Consider the following 18046-nt stretch of genomic DNA (forward strand, 5'->3'; position numbering starts at 1 on the left):
TGTTATTTTCAGGATGTTCGTAAAAAAGGAATCGCTTCAATTCTCGATAAAAAACGTACGATTCTTGAAAATCTGCGTCGCAATGCAAATACAGGAAATCCTGGCATCCATCATATTGCACCCGATGATCTTCGATTCAAGACCTGGGAGGAAATTTATAAACCGCATTCTAATGCAGTGGTGATTGCAATGATGGATACCTCCGGCTCCTGGGGAGTGTCACAATTAACTAAAAAAAAGTCTGCTAGGCTTGTGTGCATAGACAGACTTTTTTAAATTGATAAAGATTATTTTTCATCGGGAAACAGTACAGAAATTACAGTAATGTCATCATGTACAGGTTCATAAGCTTATGAATTCCTTTCAAGATCAGCCTATGAATACTTTTAATCTGCCATTCTGATATAGGGTTCATGTGTTTGAATGATTTCTTCTACTGAAAATGGCAGCTCTATGGTTAATTACTTCCTAATGCTCATGAAGCGTTTTACCACCAATAGTGAATTCCTCGAGGGCAACTTTTGTTTCAGATAATGTTAATGTATTGCCTTCAATTGCATTGGAGTGATACGTCCAATTTACAATAACATGCTCTCTAATACTTAAGAACGATAGGATAGCCTTTTCATTGTATAACTCCTTAACTTTTAATAAGTAATAATTAAAGTCACTTGACCGTTACTGAAAGAAACGGTGTCAAAGTTGGAATAGACCCATGTTTCTATTTTTACGCCTTTAGCAGTTGTGGTGCTCTGCGCGGTTGGCGAACCTATAGAGAATAACACCTGATCTTTGGTCATCCCGAGTACAACTTCTCCCGCTTTAACATGCTGCCAAATGGATGAGGACCATTTATACTTCTTGTAAGGATCGTAACTTAGGAAGTTAACGCTATCTCCGAGCACGTCGGTTACTTCGCTATAACTCATTGAATAGCTAGTCAGCTTTTTACCTGACGCCGTTTTGAACACGATTGTGAAAGAACCCGTATCGTCTGGCAGCACATCCGTTACCGTCACCTTAGTGAAGCGGTCCCATAATTGAAAATAGTTAATCCAATACGTTTTACCGATATATTGGGTAAGGCTTCCTTGCGCTGCTTTTTTGACGAGTGCTGCCGTGTTGGCGGTTACGACCGTCATCTTAGCTTGGCCGAAAGAAATTACTACGTTCTCCAACTTAGCATTCCATTGAATGCTTGCACCCAGAACATCAGTAAGCAGGGAAGCCGGAACCAACATATCCCCTTTTTCCGCTAGCGGAGCCGCTTTAAGCTTGAGTGCCTGCCCATTTAGCGTAGCATTTACATCTCCGGCCTTCAGAGTTAGAGCCTTTTCACCAACCTTCACATCGAACGCTCCCCCCGCAGAGACAGCAACGGTACCGCCAAGAGCCTTAAACACCGATTTAACCGGTACGTAGACGACACCTTTAGACTGTTTAGCGAATTTCAAGTTCGTATTCAAACTTGCAGATAGCTTCACCGTTTTCGACAGGCCGCCTTGGATGACGGTAACCTCGGTTTCACCGACACCCATAACCTTGAATGTGCCTTTTGGCTGCAGTTTAAGCAGCTGCGGCTTTTGGATCGTGACATTTTCCATACTCGCCGTGATACGGATTTTCGCATTGTTCGAATAGTTTTCCAAAATATCGACTTTCACATCATCGCCTACCTGCGGCTTTAAGTTCGAAACGGAGACAGACAAAGTTTTAATGACCGGCGGCTCAATAGGAGTAAGTTTTCCTTCGTCGTACAGTACCCAGCTTCCATTGCTGCGCTTCGCATAAAAATGCTGTGGGCCATCGAGCACAACCGTCTTGACAATTTGACTTAAGCCGCTCATCTGCTCAGCCAGTTTCTTGCGATCCTGATACTCACCTGTCGTCCAAACTGTCCCGTCCTTACAGGTAACTATAATCCTGTCTGTAGGACTATCTTGGACATACTCGATATGAACAGCATCTTCGGTAACGGAGTAAGGAATGATATTGCCGTCATCGTCGAAATTGGATGCTTCGAACACGACGACTTTTCCGCTGTTATATAGCAAAGCCATCCGGCCATCAAGCACAGAAATCTCCTTGACTGTTGTTGGGTCGGGAATAATACCCAGCTTGTTAAAAGATCCTATTTTATAGCGATCTTCGAGCAGTAACTCACCTTTCTGAGACAACGCCCCGAAAAACTGATTAGTCTCATTGATTAAAAGGATGTTGTCAAGGCTTCGTCCTCTCACTTTACCATCCAAGCCAAGCCATACTTGACCAGATACTTGCAGAACTTGAGATTGATCATAATCCTCATCGTTAAAAGGCGGGCTTCCGAAACCCCAGTTGACTAATTTACCATCGCGGGTCACTGCTAATCCAGAGCGATCGTTTCCCGAAATAAATGCAATATCGTCTCTAGTATGAATCATTTGATTATTGTACTCCGACCACATGGAGCCGTCATCCAGTAATAACGTCTTTTTGCCGATAATATCCACAATCTGGGGTTTTTCCTCAGCGTCCGCAACGGATATCCAACCAGTCAAACCGAGTATCAACCCGGCAGCAACAATCCATAAAAACATTTTTCTCATATTCCAACCTCTTTCTGTAATAAGGTTCTTTTGCCCTTCTCCTTATTCGACAATTTGATGACAATATCCTCCAAATATTTCCCTTAAATTGTATCTTTCAAGCTCATATCTTTATTCTCATGATTGTAACTAAGTTCCCTCACATATCCCACACCCTTTTGAATATATTGGTTGTATCACGTTTTTTACCGCCAATAAAATTCCGAAAGGGTGTTTGATTATGTCCCATCCTTTATTTATTATCTCGCGTGAGGACTGGTCCTTACACCGTAAGGGTTATCAGGATCAATCCCGCCATCAACAAAAAGTCCGAGACGCGATTAAACAGAATTTACCCGATCTTGTTACCGATGAAAGCATCATTCTTTCCAATGGCAAACAAATAATTAAAGTACCCATTCGCAGCCTAGATGAATACCGTTTTCGGTATAACTTTAATAAATCGAAGCATGTCGGGCAAGGTGATGGAGATAGCCAAGTAGGTGATGTGCTTGGAGTAGACCCCTCATCTAAGGATGCCGGTAAAGGCGAAGGAACCGCAGGCGATCAGCCGGGAGAAGATTATTACGAGGCAGAAATTTCTATGGAAGAATTACAGACCATGCTGTTTGAAGAGCTTGAACTACCTAATTTACTGGAGAAAGAAAAGCAGCAAATGCAGGTTTCTGACGTTATTTTTCAGGATGTTCGTAAAAAAGGAATCGCTTCAAATCTCGATAAAAAACGTACGATTCTTGAAAATCTGCGTCGTAATGCGAACACAGGAAATCCTGGCATCCATCATATTGCGCCCGATGACCTTCGATTCAAGACCTGGGAGGAAATTTATAAACCGCATTCTAATGCGGTGGTGATTGCTATGATGGATACCTCCGGCTCTATGGGCAATTTTGAAAAATATATCGCTCGCAGCTTCTTTTTCTGGATGACCCGCTTCTTGCGCACAAAATATGAGAATGTGGAAATTGTCTTTATCGCGCATCATACGGAGGCTAAGGAGGTAACGGAGGAGGATTTTTTCACGCGAGGTGAAAGTGGCGGTACGATTTGTTCATCTGCTTATATAAAGGCTATTGAGATAATAGATCAACGTTATCCGACCGACCAGTATAATCTATATCCATTTCATTTCTCAGATGGGGATAACCTAAGCTCAGATAATGAGAGGTGTGTTAGGCTGATTGAACAGCTCATGGAGCGCTCGAACATGTTTGGGTATGGGGAAGTTAATCAGTATAATCGCAGCAGCACGCTGATGTCCGCTTATCGACAAATTCACAATAAGAAGTTTCAATATTCCGTGATTCGTGAAAAAGGCGAGGTTTATAAAGCTTTGAAGACTTTTTTTAGTAAGCAGGTCGTTGGGTAATTAATACAAATATTCATGCTTATAAGTCTGCTTGGGTTTTCTACACAAGCAGACTTTGTTATTCCGTTCATTTATCTGAGAAGATACTGTCACATTCTATATCGCGTGAATCTTGTACCTTTATGAGCTCGCTTAAACTGCGTGGATTTTAGGCCAAGCAAGCTCGATGCCTTGGTTTACTAATAATTTTTGAAAAGCATCCAGTTTAACTGGATTTGCCCTTACTTCGTGAGGAATGTATTTATTAAGCATACAAAATGCGGCTAAATACCCAGCTGATTCACCGATGTTCCATTCAATGGGCTGAAGTCGGAAACATCCATTAGTTATATGAGTTGTTCCAATATTTTTACAAGCGGGCAATAGGTTGGTCACTCTTATTGGTATTAGGCTCCCTAACGGAATTTGAAAAGGCCATGATGAAATATCTATATAATTACGGCCTGCCATAGTTGGATGTAGGTCAATGCGGTAGCAGCCGATGCCAATTGTATCCGTAAACACTTCAGCTCCTAGTTCTCCGCGAACGGCTGCACTTACGTGCTGCTCCAAAACAGTAAATTCAGCCACGATACGCCTGGATTCCCGAATGTAAGGAAACTTAGCCAAACCATCTTCTGTTCCTAGAACATCTGGCCGAAGCCTTAATCCAGGATAACCGACTTTTCCATCGGGATGCAATGCTTCGGTTTGTAGCCAATATAGCAAAGATAGACTTAACTGTTTGGCTTGATATAGATTTTTTTGTTTTTCAGCCAATGGTACATCGTATATATTACCAAGCCAATAATCATTTTGCGGCCAGTTAATGAGCGTACTGTCACTGGGAAATGCACCTGGAATAAAGTTAGTTTTATCAATAGCACGGCGGTAATTAAACAAAGGATATTTACTCGTTCCAGGAAATAAGGTAGCTTCCGTGGGTTCGAGCGTAATTGGATTGGGATAATACCAGCTTAATTGCTTGTCAGGCCAAAATGCTGCTTGATAACTGCGCCAAAACTCATAGTACCTAGGCTTTTCAATAATATGGCTCTCACCCTCCAGATAATCGGCCGCTACTACATGTGTAAATGCTTGAATGTCATAAGGATTGGGAGGACCGTCTAAAGCATGTGGTTCCCCAGTTTGCCATTTGGACTCTGCCCCAGTCACATATTCTACATTTGCCAGTGGAAGCACATCTCCGCAATCCGTAGCATCAATGAAATAATCTGCATGAATGGTTTTTAGGTTGCCATTTACTGACCTGACGGTAATATTACATACACGGTCTCCGGATGTTTCTGCCGAGACAACCCAATGATGAGTTAGAATAACCAATTTAGCGCTATGCACATAAGGGGCTAACATGCCTTGCAAAACAGCCCAATAAGCTCGCGGTTCAGCTGATATTCGGCTTGTACCGCCATTACCCGGATTTAAGTAGTAAACAGCGCGTGCAGCGAAAGTCAAAGGAAACCATTTATAGTAATATTCCCGCACCTCATTGCGAAACTGGCGATAGCTCCGGGTACAGCCAAATTGCTCAATCCAAGGGTGCTCATCCGGTGGTACAGCTTGGCTTGTCAGCTGCCCGCCTATCCAGTCCGTTTCTTCTGTCAGAACTACCTGTTTACCCAGCTTGCATGCAGCAAGTGCTGCAGCGCAGCCACCAACGCCTCCGCCAATTATTGCAATATCTACTTGGATTTCACGATGCATGATAGCTACCTCCATATCCAAATTGGAATAACACGGCACTCCGTTATCCAGTTTATTGTCTGAAGAAGACTTCTATACCTGTTTATTGTGGGAATTGGAGTAATAATCCATCTTCCACATAGCAGGTTTTCCCATTTAAATATCGAATATTACAAAAAACTTATAAACGGAGGAAAATCAAATGAATCATGAAATTCAAATCAAGTCATCAGCAGGATTAGCATTATTAAAACAAATTCGCAAAGTATGCGAGAGATTGCCTGAATCTTATGAAAAGATAGATGGATTCGGACATACTATGTTTCAGGTTAATGAAAAATCGTTTGTTCGCATGGGTGAAGGTGAAGAAGATGGAGCCGTTCTCGCTATCAAAGCAACCCCATTTACCCAAGAAAGTCTTTTGCAGCAGCCCTATTACTTCAAAACACCTTATGTTGGCAAACATGGCTGGGTCTCAATCCGTGTAAATGATCCGCTCAATCTAGTGGAGATTGAAGCATTGATTGTCGAAGGCTACCGCTTAGCTGCTCCAAAAAGACTAGCCAAATTGCTAGACTAATCGTCGATCAATCAATTACTTTACCTGCTTTCGGTACTCGTTCGGCGAGAAGCCCTCTAGCTTTTTGAATACTTTGCTGAAATATTTCTCGTCCTTATAGCCAACTAACTCTGCAATTTGCACGATCCTATATTGAGGATTCATCAGCAAAAGCTTAGCTTTAGCCATGCGGATCCTCTCGATATAGTCGGAAAGGTTCTCTTGAAATTGCTGCTTAAATTTGCGTGAAATGTACTCCCGGCTTAGAAAGAAGCGCTCTGCAATACTCTGCAAAGTTAAATCATCCGCGAAATGGGCATCCACATATTTCACAATTTCAAAAATAATATGCTCATCCTGCCTCTTATGCTCCATCCAAAGCTGGGATAGGCGCAGCAAACCTTGCTCGAGCTCTACACCCCATTGCTGTGGCGATAAACATCCTTCTTGATCCAGAGGCACAATAAAATAAGCCGATTCTGATGGGAGCGACAGCACAATTGGTAAATCACCAAACAATTCTTTAAACCAACGTGCTTTAATTACGCTATATTCATGACGCCATAATTCTAATTGCTCCATGTTGATATACTTCATTTGCTCCACTTGATCGATCCATACCTGAACCGCTTCTTTAATCGGTTTTTCTTGTCCACTACGAATCGCAAATCGTAATCTATCTTCATATTCAGATAAATGCACGGTGGATTGACGGGGATTCTCGTTCGGATCAAAGCAGCGAATTCGTGGACGAACCACTCTCATATTTCGCTGGCGCAGCACCAAAATGGCTTCGCTATAAGACTGCTTTAAGCCAGCTGGCAGCAACCGCTCACTACCCACACCAAATTCAAGCCGACTGCCTAACGCTTGCTGAATTCCTGTGTTGATGGTATCCAAGAAAGCTGCCGCATTCTCCGTCTGCTTCCATAAAATAATCACAATATCACCGTGATCGTGGCGAAATGCTACTCCTTGACTATTCTTTCGAACAAATTCATTACATATATTGAGCAAGGAAAAATAGAGCAAATCCTCGCTGCCTGCGAACTTGCTGCGAATTATCGGATTAATCGTGTCCGTTGCCAAAACGGCTATTCGGCATTGCAAAGCTCCTATAGGCAAGCCAAATTCTGTATGCATGGTACTCGAAATGGAGGAATAATAAGTTGAATCATCCAGAAGATGTGTTAGCATTTTATCCCAGTAAACCGGTCTTAGCTGATTGATTTCTATTGCTTTTCGCTGTTCCTGCTCAGAGCCTTCATCCTCTTGCTTACGATTGCTAACTGCTTTTCCAACTGCTTCATTTAACTGCAAAGGGTCAATAGGCTTGAGAATATAATCAATACCGCCATACATCACTGTTTTACGAACAAAATCAAAATCATCATGGCCGCTAATTACTATCGTTTTGGTGCGTGGTGCATGCTGTTGAATCCAAGCTAAAAGCTCCGTACCCTTAATCCCAGGCATGATCATATCGGTAAAAACAATTTGAGGCTGCTCCCGTGCTAATATATCCATAGCGATATTGCCATCCTGCGCTTCCAATATCGTTTCAATCCCATAAGATTTCCAATCTACCAGTAAGCGGATAGCTTCACGTACATGGCGTTCATCATCAACGATCAATACCTTCAACTGATTCGCCCTCTTTCTCTAATGGAATCCACAATACAATACTAAAGCCATTTTGCTTATTATTCACGACTTCCAATCTAGCTGTTTCATTATAATAAAGCTTTAGCCTCGATAGAATATTCGCTAAACCGATTCCAGACTCTCCGTTCTCCCATGCAGCTTTCGTATGGAGCAGCTTTTCTTGTAAAGCCTTTAGCTCATCCTCACTGATACCTTTTCCATTATCACTCACTTCAAGCCACAACCAAGCTTTATCAGCCGATAATTCAACATAAATAGCTATAGTTCCTGTCTCCAGTTGTACATCGAAACCATGCTTGAAATAATTTTCGACCAATGGCTGCAGGATCATTTTTGGGATTTGCAGCTTCAATAAAGCTTCATCCATATGAACTGTATATTCGAGCTGCTCACCAAATCGTTGACGCTGTAAGGCAAAATATGCTTTTACATAATCAAGCTCACGTGCAAGAGTTACGATTGGTTCCCCTGCATTCATGCTGTAGCGCATCATTTTACCTAAAGAAGCAATCAGATTGTATATCTCAGGCTCTTGTTTCTGTAAGGCGAGTGTCCCTATAGATTGTAAGGCATTGTTCATAAAATGAGGGTTGGTCTGCACCTGAAGTACATTCAGTTCATTGGTTTTGCGTGCGAGCTCCAGCTCATACTCCCGAATAATCAGCTCATTAATTGTATTCATTGCTAGCTGAAAGCGGCGAGCCAGGATGCCAAATTCATCCTTGCGTGCCACATCAATTGTCGCCTGCAGATTGCCGCTTTGAATTTGGTTCATCGAACGAATCAGTTTTTTGATCGGTGCAGTCAGCTGAAAAGCTATTATCACCGTAGCTAGGATCGTAAGTATTAGGAATAAAACTACTATCCCACTATTGATCAACGCTACCTCTCGTGCTGTTTGATGCAAGGTCTCATTAGGAATTCGTTTAATGATCGTCCATTTTAAATAAGGCGTTGTCATTTTCTCATAAATAATTTCCCCTGAAAAATGATCTTGGTTGAAAGCAAAATTATCTTTAACAGGAATCGCTTGCAAGACTTTAGTGACCCATGTTGCTTCTAAAGGTTCAACGCCAGCCTTCCCTTCAGAGCTATAAATGACATGCTTATTCTCATCTAAGATGTAAAGCTCCTCTTTTCCTGCTGAATAAAGCTGATCCACAATCGTCCTTATCCCATCCATCCGAACATCAACAGATAGGGTACCAAGCTCCTCTTTAGCTGCCAAATAATACAGCGAGCTATGGAATGAAATAACCTGGTCTGTAGTTGGTTTTGGCAAATTTCCTAAGCCATAGTTATCCGGTCGGTGAGGAGGCTCGATATAAGAGTTGCCTTTGGATAGATTAGGCGGGATATATTTTCCATTGTCTCCCATAAAATTCTTAGATGACCGATCATTGACGATTAAAAAATGAAGATCATTTTTGCGTATATAGAGATGAAGCTGCTCGACATCTTTGGCTGTGTAGCTTAGTAAAGACAAACCACGATAAATCTCTTGATTATCTGTATAGAGCTTGATCCCATGCTCCAGAACGTCGAACAATTCACTATCATTGTAAAGAATGAATGTCGCTTGATGGATCCCATTCAAATAATTAAGTAAATTTGTCTTCCCTTGGAACAAAAGATCCGCGTTGCTTTTTAGAGTTTCTTCCGTAACCTTGCTAGTCGTTAAGCTATAGGTAATAAAAATGGAAGCCAGAATGGGAATTAACGTAGCCGCAAGCAAGAAAATGATCATTTTATTACGGATACTGTTAAAAAGCATCGACTTTCACCTCGTTATAATTTTATTGCAATATTCCCATTGTAACACGAAATCAATATTTTCCACCTCTTTGATCATTAGCGTCAGTGGGAGCAGTTGAATCAAAGCCCTATACTTAGCTTATTAGTTAAAAGGGGGGAAACCACCATGGAAACCACAAGAAAAAAATTTATTCATCAATTAGTCTTCATTGGTCCAGCTGTATTCTTTTTTGCGTTAATTCTAGTTATCCCGTTTCTCATGAGCATTTATTATTCATTCACGGCATGGAACGGAGTCAGTACGAAGGTCAGTTGGATTGGAATCGCTAATTACAAGCGTATTTTTTTTCATGATCCAGATTATTATAAATCCTTCTGGTTCACCTTCCGATACGCAATATTTGGTGTTATCTTAACCAATCTCGTCGGATTTCTCCTAGCTTTGATGCTTACTCAGACATTAAAGCTGAGAAATGTACTGCGAACCATCTTCTTCATGCCGAATGTCATTGGCGGATTGCTGCTTGGCTTTATCTGGAGCTTTATTTTTGTTAAAGGGTTTGCTAGCATAGGTGAGCTTACTGGGTTAGCCTTCTTCAATCTTCCATGGCTCGGCGATGCTCCTACTGCATTCTGGGGTATTGTTATCGTTACTGTTTGGAAAGGGGCTGGTTATGTCATGGTAATCTACATTGCTGGCTTAACGAACGTGCCTAAGGATTTAATCGAGGCTGCTAGAATTGATGGAGCAACCAAGCTGCAAATGCTCTGGAAAATTACACTGCCACTTATTATGCCGGCAATTACTGTTTGTCTGTTTCTTACTATATCATGGGGCTTTAAAGTGTTTGATCTCGTCGTTTCGTTGACCAAAGGCGGTCCATTCAACTCCACTGAATCCGTTTCCTTGAACATTTACCAAGAGGCTTTCCGTAATAACGCATTGGGTCTAGGAAGTGCAAAGGCTGTTATCTTCTTCCTGATTGTGGCACTTATTACGGTCATTCAAGTAACGATTACGAAAAAACGGGAGGTGGAGTCGTAATGGAAACCTCAAAAAGATATACGTTCCGCTTGTTCTCCCTAGAAGTAATTGGAGTAATATTAGCTTTACTCTTTCTAGTGCCCTTCTATTTTGTCTTAACCAATTCATTTAAGCCGTTCGCCGAGCTGCTTGCTAATACAACAAGTCTTCCAAAAGCAGCAAGCTTTCATAACTATACAGAGGTTTGGAAAATCATGCATTTTCCCACGGTGTTCATGCACTCCTTGATTATTACGGTTGCGAGCAACGTTGGTTTGATTGTTATCAGCTCGATGGCTGCCTATCGCATGGTACGTGTTAACAGTCGTTTGAATCAGATCTTATTCTTGCTCTTCGTCTCTGCCATGATTATTCCATTCGAATCGATCATGATTCCTTTAGTTAAGCTTGCCGGTCAAATTGGCTATTTGAATCACATTTGGGGAGCTGTCCTCTGTTACTTTGGCTTTGGTGTATCGCTGAATATATTTCTCTATCACGGCTTTATTAAATCGATCCCACTTGAAGTCGAGGAAGCTGCTATTGTTGATGGCTGCTCTACCTATGGAGTTTTCTGGCGAATTGTTTTTCCTTTGCTTAAGCCAATGACCGTTACGGTTATCTTGCTGAACAGTCTCTGGATTTGGAATGATTTCCTGCTGCCTTTACTAATTATTGGCGGGCCTGAGACGCGAACCATTCCACTTGCTACCTATTCCTTCTTCGGTCAGTATATGAAACAATGGGATCTTGCTCTAGCAGCACTCACGCTTGGTGTACTGCCGATTATTATTTTCTTCCTTGCCATGCAGAAGCATATTATTGAGGGAATTACTGCCGGATCCATCAAGGGGTAAATTATTAACCTAAGAAATTCAATGACAACATGTTACCCCTAATCGTTCAATTTTCTCAGTGTTCGAATAGCTATTATTTCCTTAAGATATGAAATATAACAGATTAAACATTATAAGGGAGGCAATACCAATGAAAAAAATATCCAAGCTCACACTATCGGCCGTACTTATCACAACTCTAATCCTTACAGGCTGTGCAAAGAAAGAAAAAGAAGCAACTATGGCAGAGAAAACACCAGCAGCAGGAGCTGCAGCAACTGCAGCACCTAAGAGTGATGTTACGATTAAAATGTTCCAATTTAAGGTTGAAATTGCAGAACAACTACAGCTGATGGTCAATGAATATGAAAAAGAAACAGGAGTAAAAATTCAAATTGAAACAGTTGGTGGAGGCGCCGATTACGGGGCAGCACTAAAAGCGAAGTTCAACTCAGGTGACAAGCCGGATATTTTCAACAATGGCGGGTTCTCTGATTTAGCTCTTTGGCAAGAGAATCTAGAAGACTTGTCCGATCAGCCTTGGGTGAAGGATCTTGTCAAAGGTACAGATGAGCCCATGACCTCTGGCGGCAAGCTATACGGTATGCCGATCGGTGTTGAAGGCTATGGTTATATCTACAATAAAGATTTGTTTGCAAAAGCAGGCATTACTGAATTGCCAAAAACGATCACTCAGCTTGATGCTGCTGCACAGAAATTGCAAGCTGCTGGAATTACACCTTTTGAGAATGGATATGCAGAATGGTGGGTTCTTGGAAATCACTTCGTAAATCTTCCATTTGCACTACAAGCAGATCCTAACAAGTTCATTGAAGGCTTAAATGCTGGCACTGAAAAAATCACAGGCAACGCTATTTTTGAAAACTGGGTAAAATTATTCGACTTAACTGTAAAATACGGCAACAAAAACCCGCTTCAAACCGACTACAATACAGAAGTAACTGACTTCGCAAATGGTAAAGCAGGCATGATGCAACAAGGGAACTGGACACAAGTTCAAATCACTAAAACCAATCCAAATGTTAAAATCGGCTTCCTGCCAATGCCAATCAGCGATGATCCATCCAACGATAAGCTGCCTGTAGGCGTACCGAATAACTGGGTTATCAACAAGAATTCAGAAGTAAAAACAGAAGCTAAAGCATTCCTTAATTGGATGGTTACCTCTGATATCGGTAAAAGCTATATCACTAAACAATTTAAATTCATTCCCGCATTAACAACAATTAAAGCTAGTGAAGAAGATCTTGGAGCTTTAGCTAGCGACATTATTAAATACAGTGCTGAAGGCAAAGTGCTTACTTGGAACTGGTTCAAATTCCCAGGCGGCGAAGCATCCAGCAAGAAGTTCGGAGATGCCATGCAAGCCTATGTAGGTAAACAGCAATCCAAGGATCAAATGCTTGAAACCTTCCAATCCACTTGGGACAGCTTGAAAAAGTAGCTAAATAGCTAAATGGTTTCCCTTTTATCAAGTGTTTTATTAGCTTGATAGGAGGGATTTTTATTGTAGGCAGCTTTTCGCCAGATAACCCAAGCACTAACTCCATACAGGATTGCACTTAAATAAAACAACACATCAATCGTCAACCAATCAATTAAATAACCACCTAGGATAACGGCAAAACCTGACGCAACCGAAGTCCAAAAATGATACGCCCCAATACCTTTACCTCGTACTCCCTGCTCTGTATGATCAGCTAGCATCAGACGTTCACTCATCTTCTGCATAGCGTTACAGCAGCCCATAATAAATTGCAGAACTAACACGAATCCATAAGAAGCTGCCCAAGGAAAGGCTATCATTGCCGCCATCATACCTACTGAGCTGAATGCAAGAATATGTAGACCATACCGATCCAAGCGCGGGGCAATCCACTGTGATATTGCTGCTGAACTGATAGTAAACACAGCAAAAGCCAGTCCATACTTCGAATAGCTATTCCCCATGTTTTTTAGAAACAACAAATAATAAGGATATACCATTCCTGCTGCTAACGTAAAAATACTTTGAGAACGAATCAGCCACTTCAAATTCATTGTTTCAATCTCCTTTATAGGCTTCATAAAAATAATTCATAAACATATGATTCGGATCATAAAAATCTTTCTTGGCAAAAAACTCAGAATAGTTAGGATAGACCTTTTGGAATTGTGCCAAGGTTGGATAAGCCGCATAAGGTAGATAATAGGTTCCACGGTGTTTAATAACCTTGTCTATTATTAACTGAATCCCTTTTTTCATCTTCAGCTGTCCTTCTGTAGTTAGGGATGTGTTAAATAAACAAACCAAGGCAAACATATCCGCTTGCGCATAGCTAAGCTCGGCTTCCTTATCTTTATTCACATAACGAACGGTGATATTGAGAAGGTTCAACTCTTCTGCTCGAAGAACAGACTTCATATCATCAACAAAACCTGCGAAATCCTCAACCGGAATAAAGTATTCCTGCAAAAGATCATTTTTCCCTGGCTGATCATAATCCATAAATCCAGATTCGGATCGCATCGCATTATTACGACTAATAACAGCATCATTTTGTTTAACAAAATAGACCTCTTGCAAATCCCAAAAAGCATTCTTGCCCCAGTCAAAGGAGCGATTTAAATTAAAAAGCAATTTAGCGGGAATTACACCCTTCTCTTGCGTTCTTAATTTATTGATTTCTTTTAACGGAATGGATTCGTCAACGGTATAATTCGTTGCATACATCTCTGTCAAGAAGCTTTCAGGAGCAACAGAAATACGTGCCAAGTGCAGATGAATCGTTGAATTAGTTCGCACTTTATCAAGGTAATAGCGAGAATAGTCAGTAACTTTCATAGATTCTGTAGTTGTTCTATAAACCTCATCCACGGTTAGAGAAAGCGTTACATCCAATATGACTCCAAATAATCCATACCCACCCAGTGCAAGTGGAAATAACTCACTATTTTCAGTCCGACTAACTTGTTTAACTTGACCATCTGCTAATAACAATCGAAAAGACTCGACACTTTTTATGAGAGATCCATTTCGAATGTCCCGCCCATGAGCGTTAATACTTACAGAGCCACCTACAGTGAAAACATTCTGTGATTGCATCGTTTTAATTGAAAGCCCAAATGGATTGATATAATCCTGAATATCCTTCCATGTCGCACCTGCTTGTACGGTAATTGTTTTACTTTTAGAATCAAATGCTAATATTTTATTATAAGGTGTCATATCAATCACAACGCCGTCCTTATAATAGGTGTGTCCTCCTTGACTATGACGTTGTCCCGCAATCGAAACAGTTAAATGCTTTTCTCTAGCTTCCTTAAGTAATCGAACTAATTGTGCTTCTTCTTTCCCCTTAACCACTCTTTCTACTTTTACAGGAAACAATCTACTAAAATCTGCAATTAAATAAGGATCTTGATCTGCGGAATTCGTTCTTATGTATGTAAATAAACAAAATACAATTAGTAGGAGTAATACCAACGTTTTTTTCATAGTCACATCCCTTAGCCGTTATGAATTCGTTAACAAATTCAAAAAAAGGCTCCGGATATCATCCAGAACCTTCTTTCTATTAACCTTACTATTAAACGATCAAGCTGCTGATTGAGAAACCCATTCCTACATAAACAAAAGCAAGTAATGCACCAATCGCAACATTTCCTTGGAGCAATTGCTCGGAAACCTTTAGTTTAGGGAAAACCAATTCAAAAATCCAATAGGTTAAGATTAACATAACATACCCTACAGCAAACCAAAGTGCCACGTGCCAAATCGAAGAATTGGAATAAGCGGAAGTACCTAGAATAATAGCAGTTGCTAAAAATTTCCCGCCAAAAGCAAGGGCTACAGCTGAATTGCCTTTTTTCAATTGCTCCATATCGTTAAACGGAGTCATTGCACTAAAAATATACATACCCAACAATTGCAAAACAACGATTACTATAAAACTTACTCCTACATCTACAACAATCATTCTTTCCACCCCCTGAATTTGGCCATCGTCTCATCATAATTCTCATAATCGTGAACTGTTTCTAACGTTACTTTGACAGTCTTTTTATCCTTAAACTTGATGTAACGTTCCTCACTAATCGGCTGCTTCATCTCATTACCCGATGGTAGTGTAATCACAGCAAATTCACGAAATTTACCACTGGACTCCGTTTTATAAACCCCAACAAGATCCACACTGGTATCGACCAATACCTTCAAGTTCTCTAAATCGGCATCCGCAGCTGCTTTGGTCTTGTAAGATTTAATAGGCGTCCATGTTGATAATACCACATCTGCACGTCCTGCGCTGTCTGTTTTCATTTCGGCATTCATATAACTCATCGTCCAAACCTTATCGCCTGTAGCATAGTTCTCATCATTTGCTAGCAATTGATTATCAGGCAACAAAGTCATATCTACACCTATTAAATCACCAACAGTCTTTTCCTCAACTCGATAATCCCAAGGAACAAAATTCCCAGGGGTACTTGCGGAATTTGTTTTGGTGTTGTTTTTTGTACTAAGCGCCTTGGAGGATTCTGCACAGCCTCCGATTAGCCCGATCACAACCATAATCCCAATAGCAATCAAGAAAAACTTTAATGCTCGATTAATTCTCAATCCCACTCACCCCTATCGCTATGAATTGACTACTATTACCCGTTATTAATCCACCTGCACGTCCAAGCAAGCCGCATGGAACTCCATTAATAACAAAGACACCTGTCAAAAGATGATTATCTCCATTATGAAAGGACATGAGTGGAAGCTCCGCGCGTGCTTGATAAACAATCCCGAATAATTCACTTGTGTCATAGCCATCTTGATCCTCTAAATCCAGTACACCATGATCATCATACATCCGTACCGAGCCACCTTCACGTCCAAACATAGATTTGGAAATGTAGCTGCCATCGAATACAGGTGAATTGTATGTTGGTAACATGTATTTATCGATTGCTGCGTGTTGTTCTGCCGTGAATAATTCAGATTCCAGTTCATGCAGTCCCCAAATGATAGATTGCAAACCCTTGGATTGCAGTAAGATGGCATGTATTGGATTAAACAGCTCCACATAGCCATTCTCAATCGAATAGGCTAACGCCTCACCGCCTTCGTCAACTGACATCCATTCCTTCGGATACAGTGCGAATAAGCTGGAAATGGGTTGATCTTGACCGTTTTTAAGAATGCCATCATCTACCCAGAGCTCCAAACAATCCATGCAAGGTATTGCTAGCTCACTATGGCGAACTAACATATCTATCGTTCCAGTATCCTCGATATGACTGCCGTATGCGACGCAAGCTGCATATGCAGGCCGTTCAACCGTCCAAGCTGCCTTCACTAGGGAAGCCATCTCGGTATTCGGTGTAAACAAACCATATTGCTCACAAAGCCAAGGTGTGGCTACAGATGCTTCGACATAACCTGTCGGCGTGTCAGCATTTAATTCCAACAGCTTAATTTGCCCTTCTAGCGAAATGGAAAAATCAAATCTTGCGTAGCGGCTAATATAGGGACTAGAATTTACTTCAAGCTGATCTAGCGCCTCCCACAAAACCTCTGGAATAGATAACTCTTCATATAAATCGTGTTTGCCCATTACAAAGCGAGCCGCTATATCAAAAACTAACCATAATTTCTCTGAAGCAGCAATCAACTCTTTATATGCAGCAGATTCCATTGAAATAATTTGATCTAACCAATAAGGCTCGTCATCGAGATCAGCCCACGTAAATCCTAAATCATTTAATGCTTTGACGCGGACAGCACGATCTAAATGTGGTTGACCTCTAACTTGAAATACCATATGTTAGCTACCGAATGATGAGCTGCTAGATTTAGAAGATGAACTAAACCCACTTGATTTCCCACCAATTCCGCCTTTTGTTGAAGTAGTAGCTTTAGTGCTTGAAGTTGTTTTGGTATTATTTTTCGTTGAAAAAACGCCGCTGCTCTTAGATGTTTTCGGTGTCACTTTTGATCCTGCTGTTGGTTTATTCGTAAACGTATCCGAAGTATAAGATTTGGGCTTATAAGTGCTATTCGTTCCTGAATTATAGATAGGTCTGTTATTATTCCATTGATTAGCAGAAAAGGAGTTGCCCGCATTAAAAAGCATATGAAATAAAAGCAAATCAGTCCAGCCTATACCTCCACCGCCATACCCGCCACCGTTATTAATAATCGTTGTGTTACCCGTACTGCCTGTTGTTCCCGTTCCAGTTTCTTCTGAACCCGCTTGAGCCTGTTCCACAGGCTTACCTTTATCATCAAAAGGTACTGGAATATTCCAATCTACATTTGGATCATAATATTTCTTCACTGCTTCGGATGAATACTCCACAAGTGTAGGTGATCCCGCCGAAGCAGGCGAAGGCGATGGTGATTCGGCGCCATAGGCGCTAGACAAAAGCAACATATTGGCGACAAGTGCAATTCCTAACGAAGTGGACAATATACGTAAAGGCTTGCCTTTATAGGTCCATTTCTCTACCGCCAGAGATTGATCTGGAATCACCTTTGCTTTATCTTCTTTCATTTTGCATGACTCCTTTCATAGC

15 protein-coding genes and 2 pseudogenes (1 of these 17 cut by a window edge) are annotated in these 18046 nt (G+C 41.1%); 6 read left to right on the forward strand and 11 right to left on the reverse strand.

Annotated elements, in window-relative coordinates; all coding sequences use genetic code 11:
• A pseudogene (locus EHS13_RS24810) lies at positions 1 to 216 on the forward strand (DUF444 family protein); its annotated part reaches 410 nt to the left of the window's first position; the annotation flags it as partial.
• A 139-nt stretch (positions 217 to 355) separates the two neighbouring features.
• Here the strand turns inward: EHS13_RS24810 and EHS13_RS37725 are convergent.
• Together EHS13_RS37725 and EHS13_RS24815 are read right to left on the reverse strand one after the other, a co-directional pair.
• Positions 356 to 603: pseudogene (locus EHS13_RS37725) on the reverse strand (Fic family protein); the annotation flags it as partial.
• 44 nt (positions 604 to 647) lie between these two features.
• The gene (locus EHS13_RS24815) at positions 648 to 2588 is read right to left on the reverse strand and encodes a stalk domain-containing protein (protein WP_155702961.1); all 1941 of its coding nucleotides are present in this window, start codon (positions 2586 to 2588) and stop codon (positions 648 to 650) included.
• A gap of 220 nt (positions 2589 to 2808) precedes the next feature.
• Here EHS13_RS24815 and yhbH point away from each other — a divergent pair, with 220 nt between their 5' ends.
• On the forward strand, positions 2809 to 3957 hold the full coding sequence (yhbH, locus tag EHS13_RS24820) for a sporulation protein YhbH (protein ID WP_155702962.1): 1149 nt from the start codon (positions 2809 to 2811) through the stop codon (positions 3955 to 3957).
• A gap of 132 nt (positions 3958 to 4089) precedes the next feature.
• On the opposite strand, the gene EHS13_RS24825 is transcribed toward yhbH, so the two are convergent.
• Positions 4090 to 5661 (reverse strand): FAD-dependent oxidoreductase, encoded by a 1572-nt coding sequence (locus EHS13_RS24825; protein WP_155702963.1) that lies wholly within the window; start codon positions 5659 to 5661, stop codon positions 4090 to 4092.
• Between the two features lie 181 nt (positions 5662 to 5842).
• Between EHS13_RS24825 and EHS13_RS24830 the strand changes: the two genes are divergently transcribed.
• The gene (locus EHS13_RS24830) at positions 5843 to 6220 is read left to right on the forward strand and encodes an MmcQ/YjbR family DNA-binding protein (protein WP_155702964.1); all 378 of its coding nucleotides are present in this window, start codon (positions 5843 to 5845) and stop codon (positions 6218 to 6220) included.
• A 15-nt stretch (positions 6221 to 6235) separates the two neighbouring features.
• Here EHS13_RS24830 and EHS13_RS24835 read toward each other — a convergent pair whose 3' ends face one another.
• Positions 6236 to 7843, reverse strand: a complete 1608-nt coding sequence (locus EHS13_RS24835; RefSeq protein ID WP_155702965.1) for a response regulator — start codon at positions 7841 to 7843, stop codon at positions 6236 to 6238.
• Positions 7824 to 9638, reverse strand: a complete 1815-nt coding sequence (locus EHS13_RS24840; protein ID WP_155702966.1) for a sensor histidine kinase — start codon at positions 9636 to 9638, stop codon at positions 7824 to 7826. Before EHS13_RS24840 ends, EHS13_RS24835 begins: the two co-directional genes overlap by 20 nt.
• A 147-nt stretch (positions 9639 to 9785) precedes the next feature.
• Between EHS13_RS24840 and EHS13_RS24845 the strand changes: the two genes are divergently transcribed.
• The 3 genes from EHS13_RS24845 (at position 9786) to EHS13_RS24855 (ending at position 12944) form a co-directional block, all read left to right on the forward strand.
• Positions 9786 to 10664 carry a carbohydrate ABC transporter permease gene (locus EHS13_RS24845; RefSeq protein WP_155702967.1) on the forward strand — a complete coding sequence of 293 codons (879 nt, stop codon included), beginning with the start codon at positions 9786 to 9788 and terminating at the stop codon, positions 10662 to 10664.
• Positions 10664 to 11500: a carbohydrate ABC transporter permease gene (locus tag EHS13_RS24850; protein WP_155702968.1), complete on the forward strand. Its 837-nt coding sequence runs from the start codon at positions 10664 to 10666 to the stop codon at positions 11498 to 11500. The genes EHS13_RS24845 and EHS13_RS24850 overlap by 1 nt, the downstream gene beginning before the upstream one ends.
• A gap of 130 nt (positions 11501 to 11630) precedes the next feature.
• Entirely contained in the window at positions 11631 to 12944 is a 1314-nt protein-coding gene (locus tag EHS13_RS24855; RefSeq protein WP_155702969.1) for an ABC transporter substrate-binding protein, read from the forward strand.
• Positions 12945 to 12952: 8 nt separating this feature from the next.
• On the opposite strand, the gene EHS13_RS24860 is transcribed toward EHS13_RS24855, so the two are convergent.
• The 6 genes from EHS13_RS24860 to EHS13_RS24885 form a co-directional block, all read right to left on the reverse strand.
• The gene (locus tag EHS13_RS24860; protein ID WP_155702970.1) at positions 12953 to 13540 is read right to left on the reverse strand and encodes an MFS transporter; all 588 of its coding nucleotides are present in this window, start codon (positions 13538 to 13540) and stop codon (positions 12953 to 12955) included.
• 4 nt (positions 13541 to 13544) lie between these two features.
• Positions 13545 to 14978: an FAD-binding oxidoreductase gene (locus tag EHS13_RS24865; protein ID WP_155702971.1), complete on the reverse strand. Its 1434-nt coding sequence runs from the start codon at positions 14976 to 14978 to the stop codon at positions 13545 to 13547.
• A 91-nt stretch (positions 14979 to 15069) separates the two neighbouring features.
• Positions 15070 to 15459, reverse strand: a complete 390-nt coding sequence (locus EHS13_RS24870) for a DUF350 domain-containing protein (protein ID WP_155702972.1) — start codon at positions 15457 to 15459, stop codon at positions 15070 to 15072.
• The gene (locus EHS13_RS24875) at positions 15456 to 16100 is read right to left on the reverse strand and encodes a hypothetical protein (protein ID WP_227013516.1); all 645 of its coding nucleotides are present in this window, start codon (positions 16098 to 16100) and stop codon (positions 15456 to 15458) included. The genes EHS13_RS24870 and EHS13_RS24875 overlap by 4 nt, the downstream gene beginning before the upstream one ends.
• Positions 16090 to 17292, reverse strand: a complete 1203-nt coding sequence (locus EHS13_RS24880) for a glutathionylspermidine synthase family protein (protein ID WP_155702974.1) — start codon at positions 17290 to 17292, stop codon at positions 16090 to 16092. Before EHS13_RS24880 ends, EHS13_RS24875 begins: the two co-directional genes overlap by 11 nt.
• 3 nt (positions 17293 to 17295) lie before the next feature.
• A complete protein-coding gene (locus tag EHS13_RS24885) occupies positions 17296 to 18024 on the reverse strand; it encodes a hypothetical protein (protein ID WP_155702975.1) in 729 nt (242 codons plus the stop codon).
• Between the last annotated feature and the right edge of the window lie 22 nt (positions 18025 to 18046).

It is taken from the genome of Paenibacillus psychroresistens (genome assembly GCF_009728935.1).
Taxonomy (GTDB): domain Bacteria; phylum Bacillota; class Bacilli; order Paenibacillales; family NBRC-103111; genus Paenibacillus_AC; species Paenibacillus_AC psychroresistens.

Bases quoted from the DNA above. Each gene is read 5' to 3' on its own strand.
- EHS13_RS24840 (WP_155702966.1), bottom strand. From the start codon at position 9,638: ATGCTTTTTAACAGTATCCGTAATAAAATGATCATTTTCTTGCTTGCG.
- EHS13_RS24885 (WP_155702975.1), bottom strand. From the start codon at position 18,024: ATGAAAGAAGATAAAGCAAAGGTGATTCCAGATCAATCTCTGGCGGTA.
- EHS13_RS24855 (WP_155702969.1), top strand. From the start codon at position 11,631: ATGAAAAAAATATCCAAGCTCACACTATCGGCCGTACTTATCACAACT.
- yhbH (WP_155702962.1), top strand. From the start codon at position 2,809: ATGTCCCATCCTTTATTTATTATCTCGCGTGAGGACTGGTCCTTACAC.
- EHS13_RS24825 (WP_155702963.1), bottom strand. From the start codon at position 5,661: ATGCATCGTGAAATCCAAGTAGATATTGCAATAATTGGCGGAGGCGTT.
- EHS13_RS24845 (WP_155702967.1), top strand. From the start codon at position 9,786: ATGGAAACCACAAGAAAAAAATTTATTCATCAATTAGTCTTCATTGGT.
- EHS13_RS24815 (WP_155702961.1), bottom strand. From the start codon at position 2,588: ATGAGAAAAATGTTTTTATGGATTGTTGCTGCCGGGTTGATACTCGGT.
- EHS13_RS24830 (WP_155702964.1), top strand. From the start codon at position 5,843: ATGAATCATGAAATTCAAATCAAGTCATCAGCAGGATTAGCATTATTA.
- EHS13_RS24870 (WP_155702972.1), bottom strand. From the start codon at position 15,459: ATGATTGTTGTAGATGTAGGAGTAAGTTTTATAGTAATCGTTGTTTTG.
- EHS13_RS24865 (WP_155702971.1), bottom strand. From the start codon at position 14,978: ATGAAAAAAACGTTGGTATTACTCCTACTAATTGTATTTTGTTTATTT.
- EHS13_RS24860 (WP_155702970.1), bottom strand. From the start codon at position 13,540: ATGAATTTGAAGTGGCTGATTCGTTCTCAAAGTATTTTTACGTTAGCA.
- EHS13_RS24850 (WP_155702968.1), top strand. From the start codon at position 10,664: ATGGAAACCTCAAAAAGATATACGTTCCGCTTGTTCTCCCTAGAAGTA.
- EHS13_RS24880 (WP_155702974.1), bottom strand. From the start codon at position 17,292: ATGGTATTTCAAGTTAGAGGTCAACCACATTTAGATCGTGCTGTCCGC.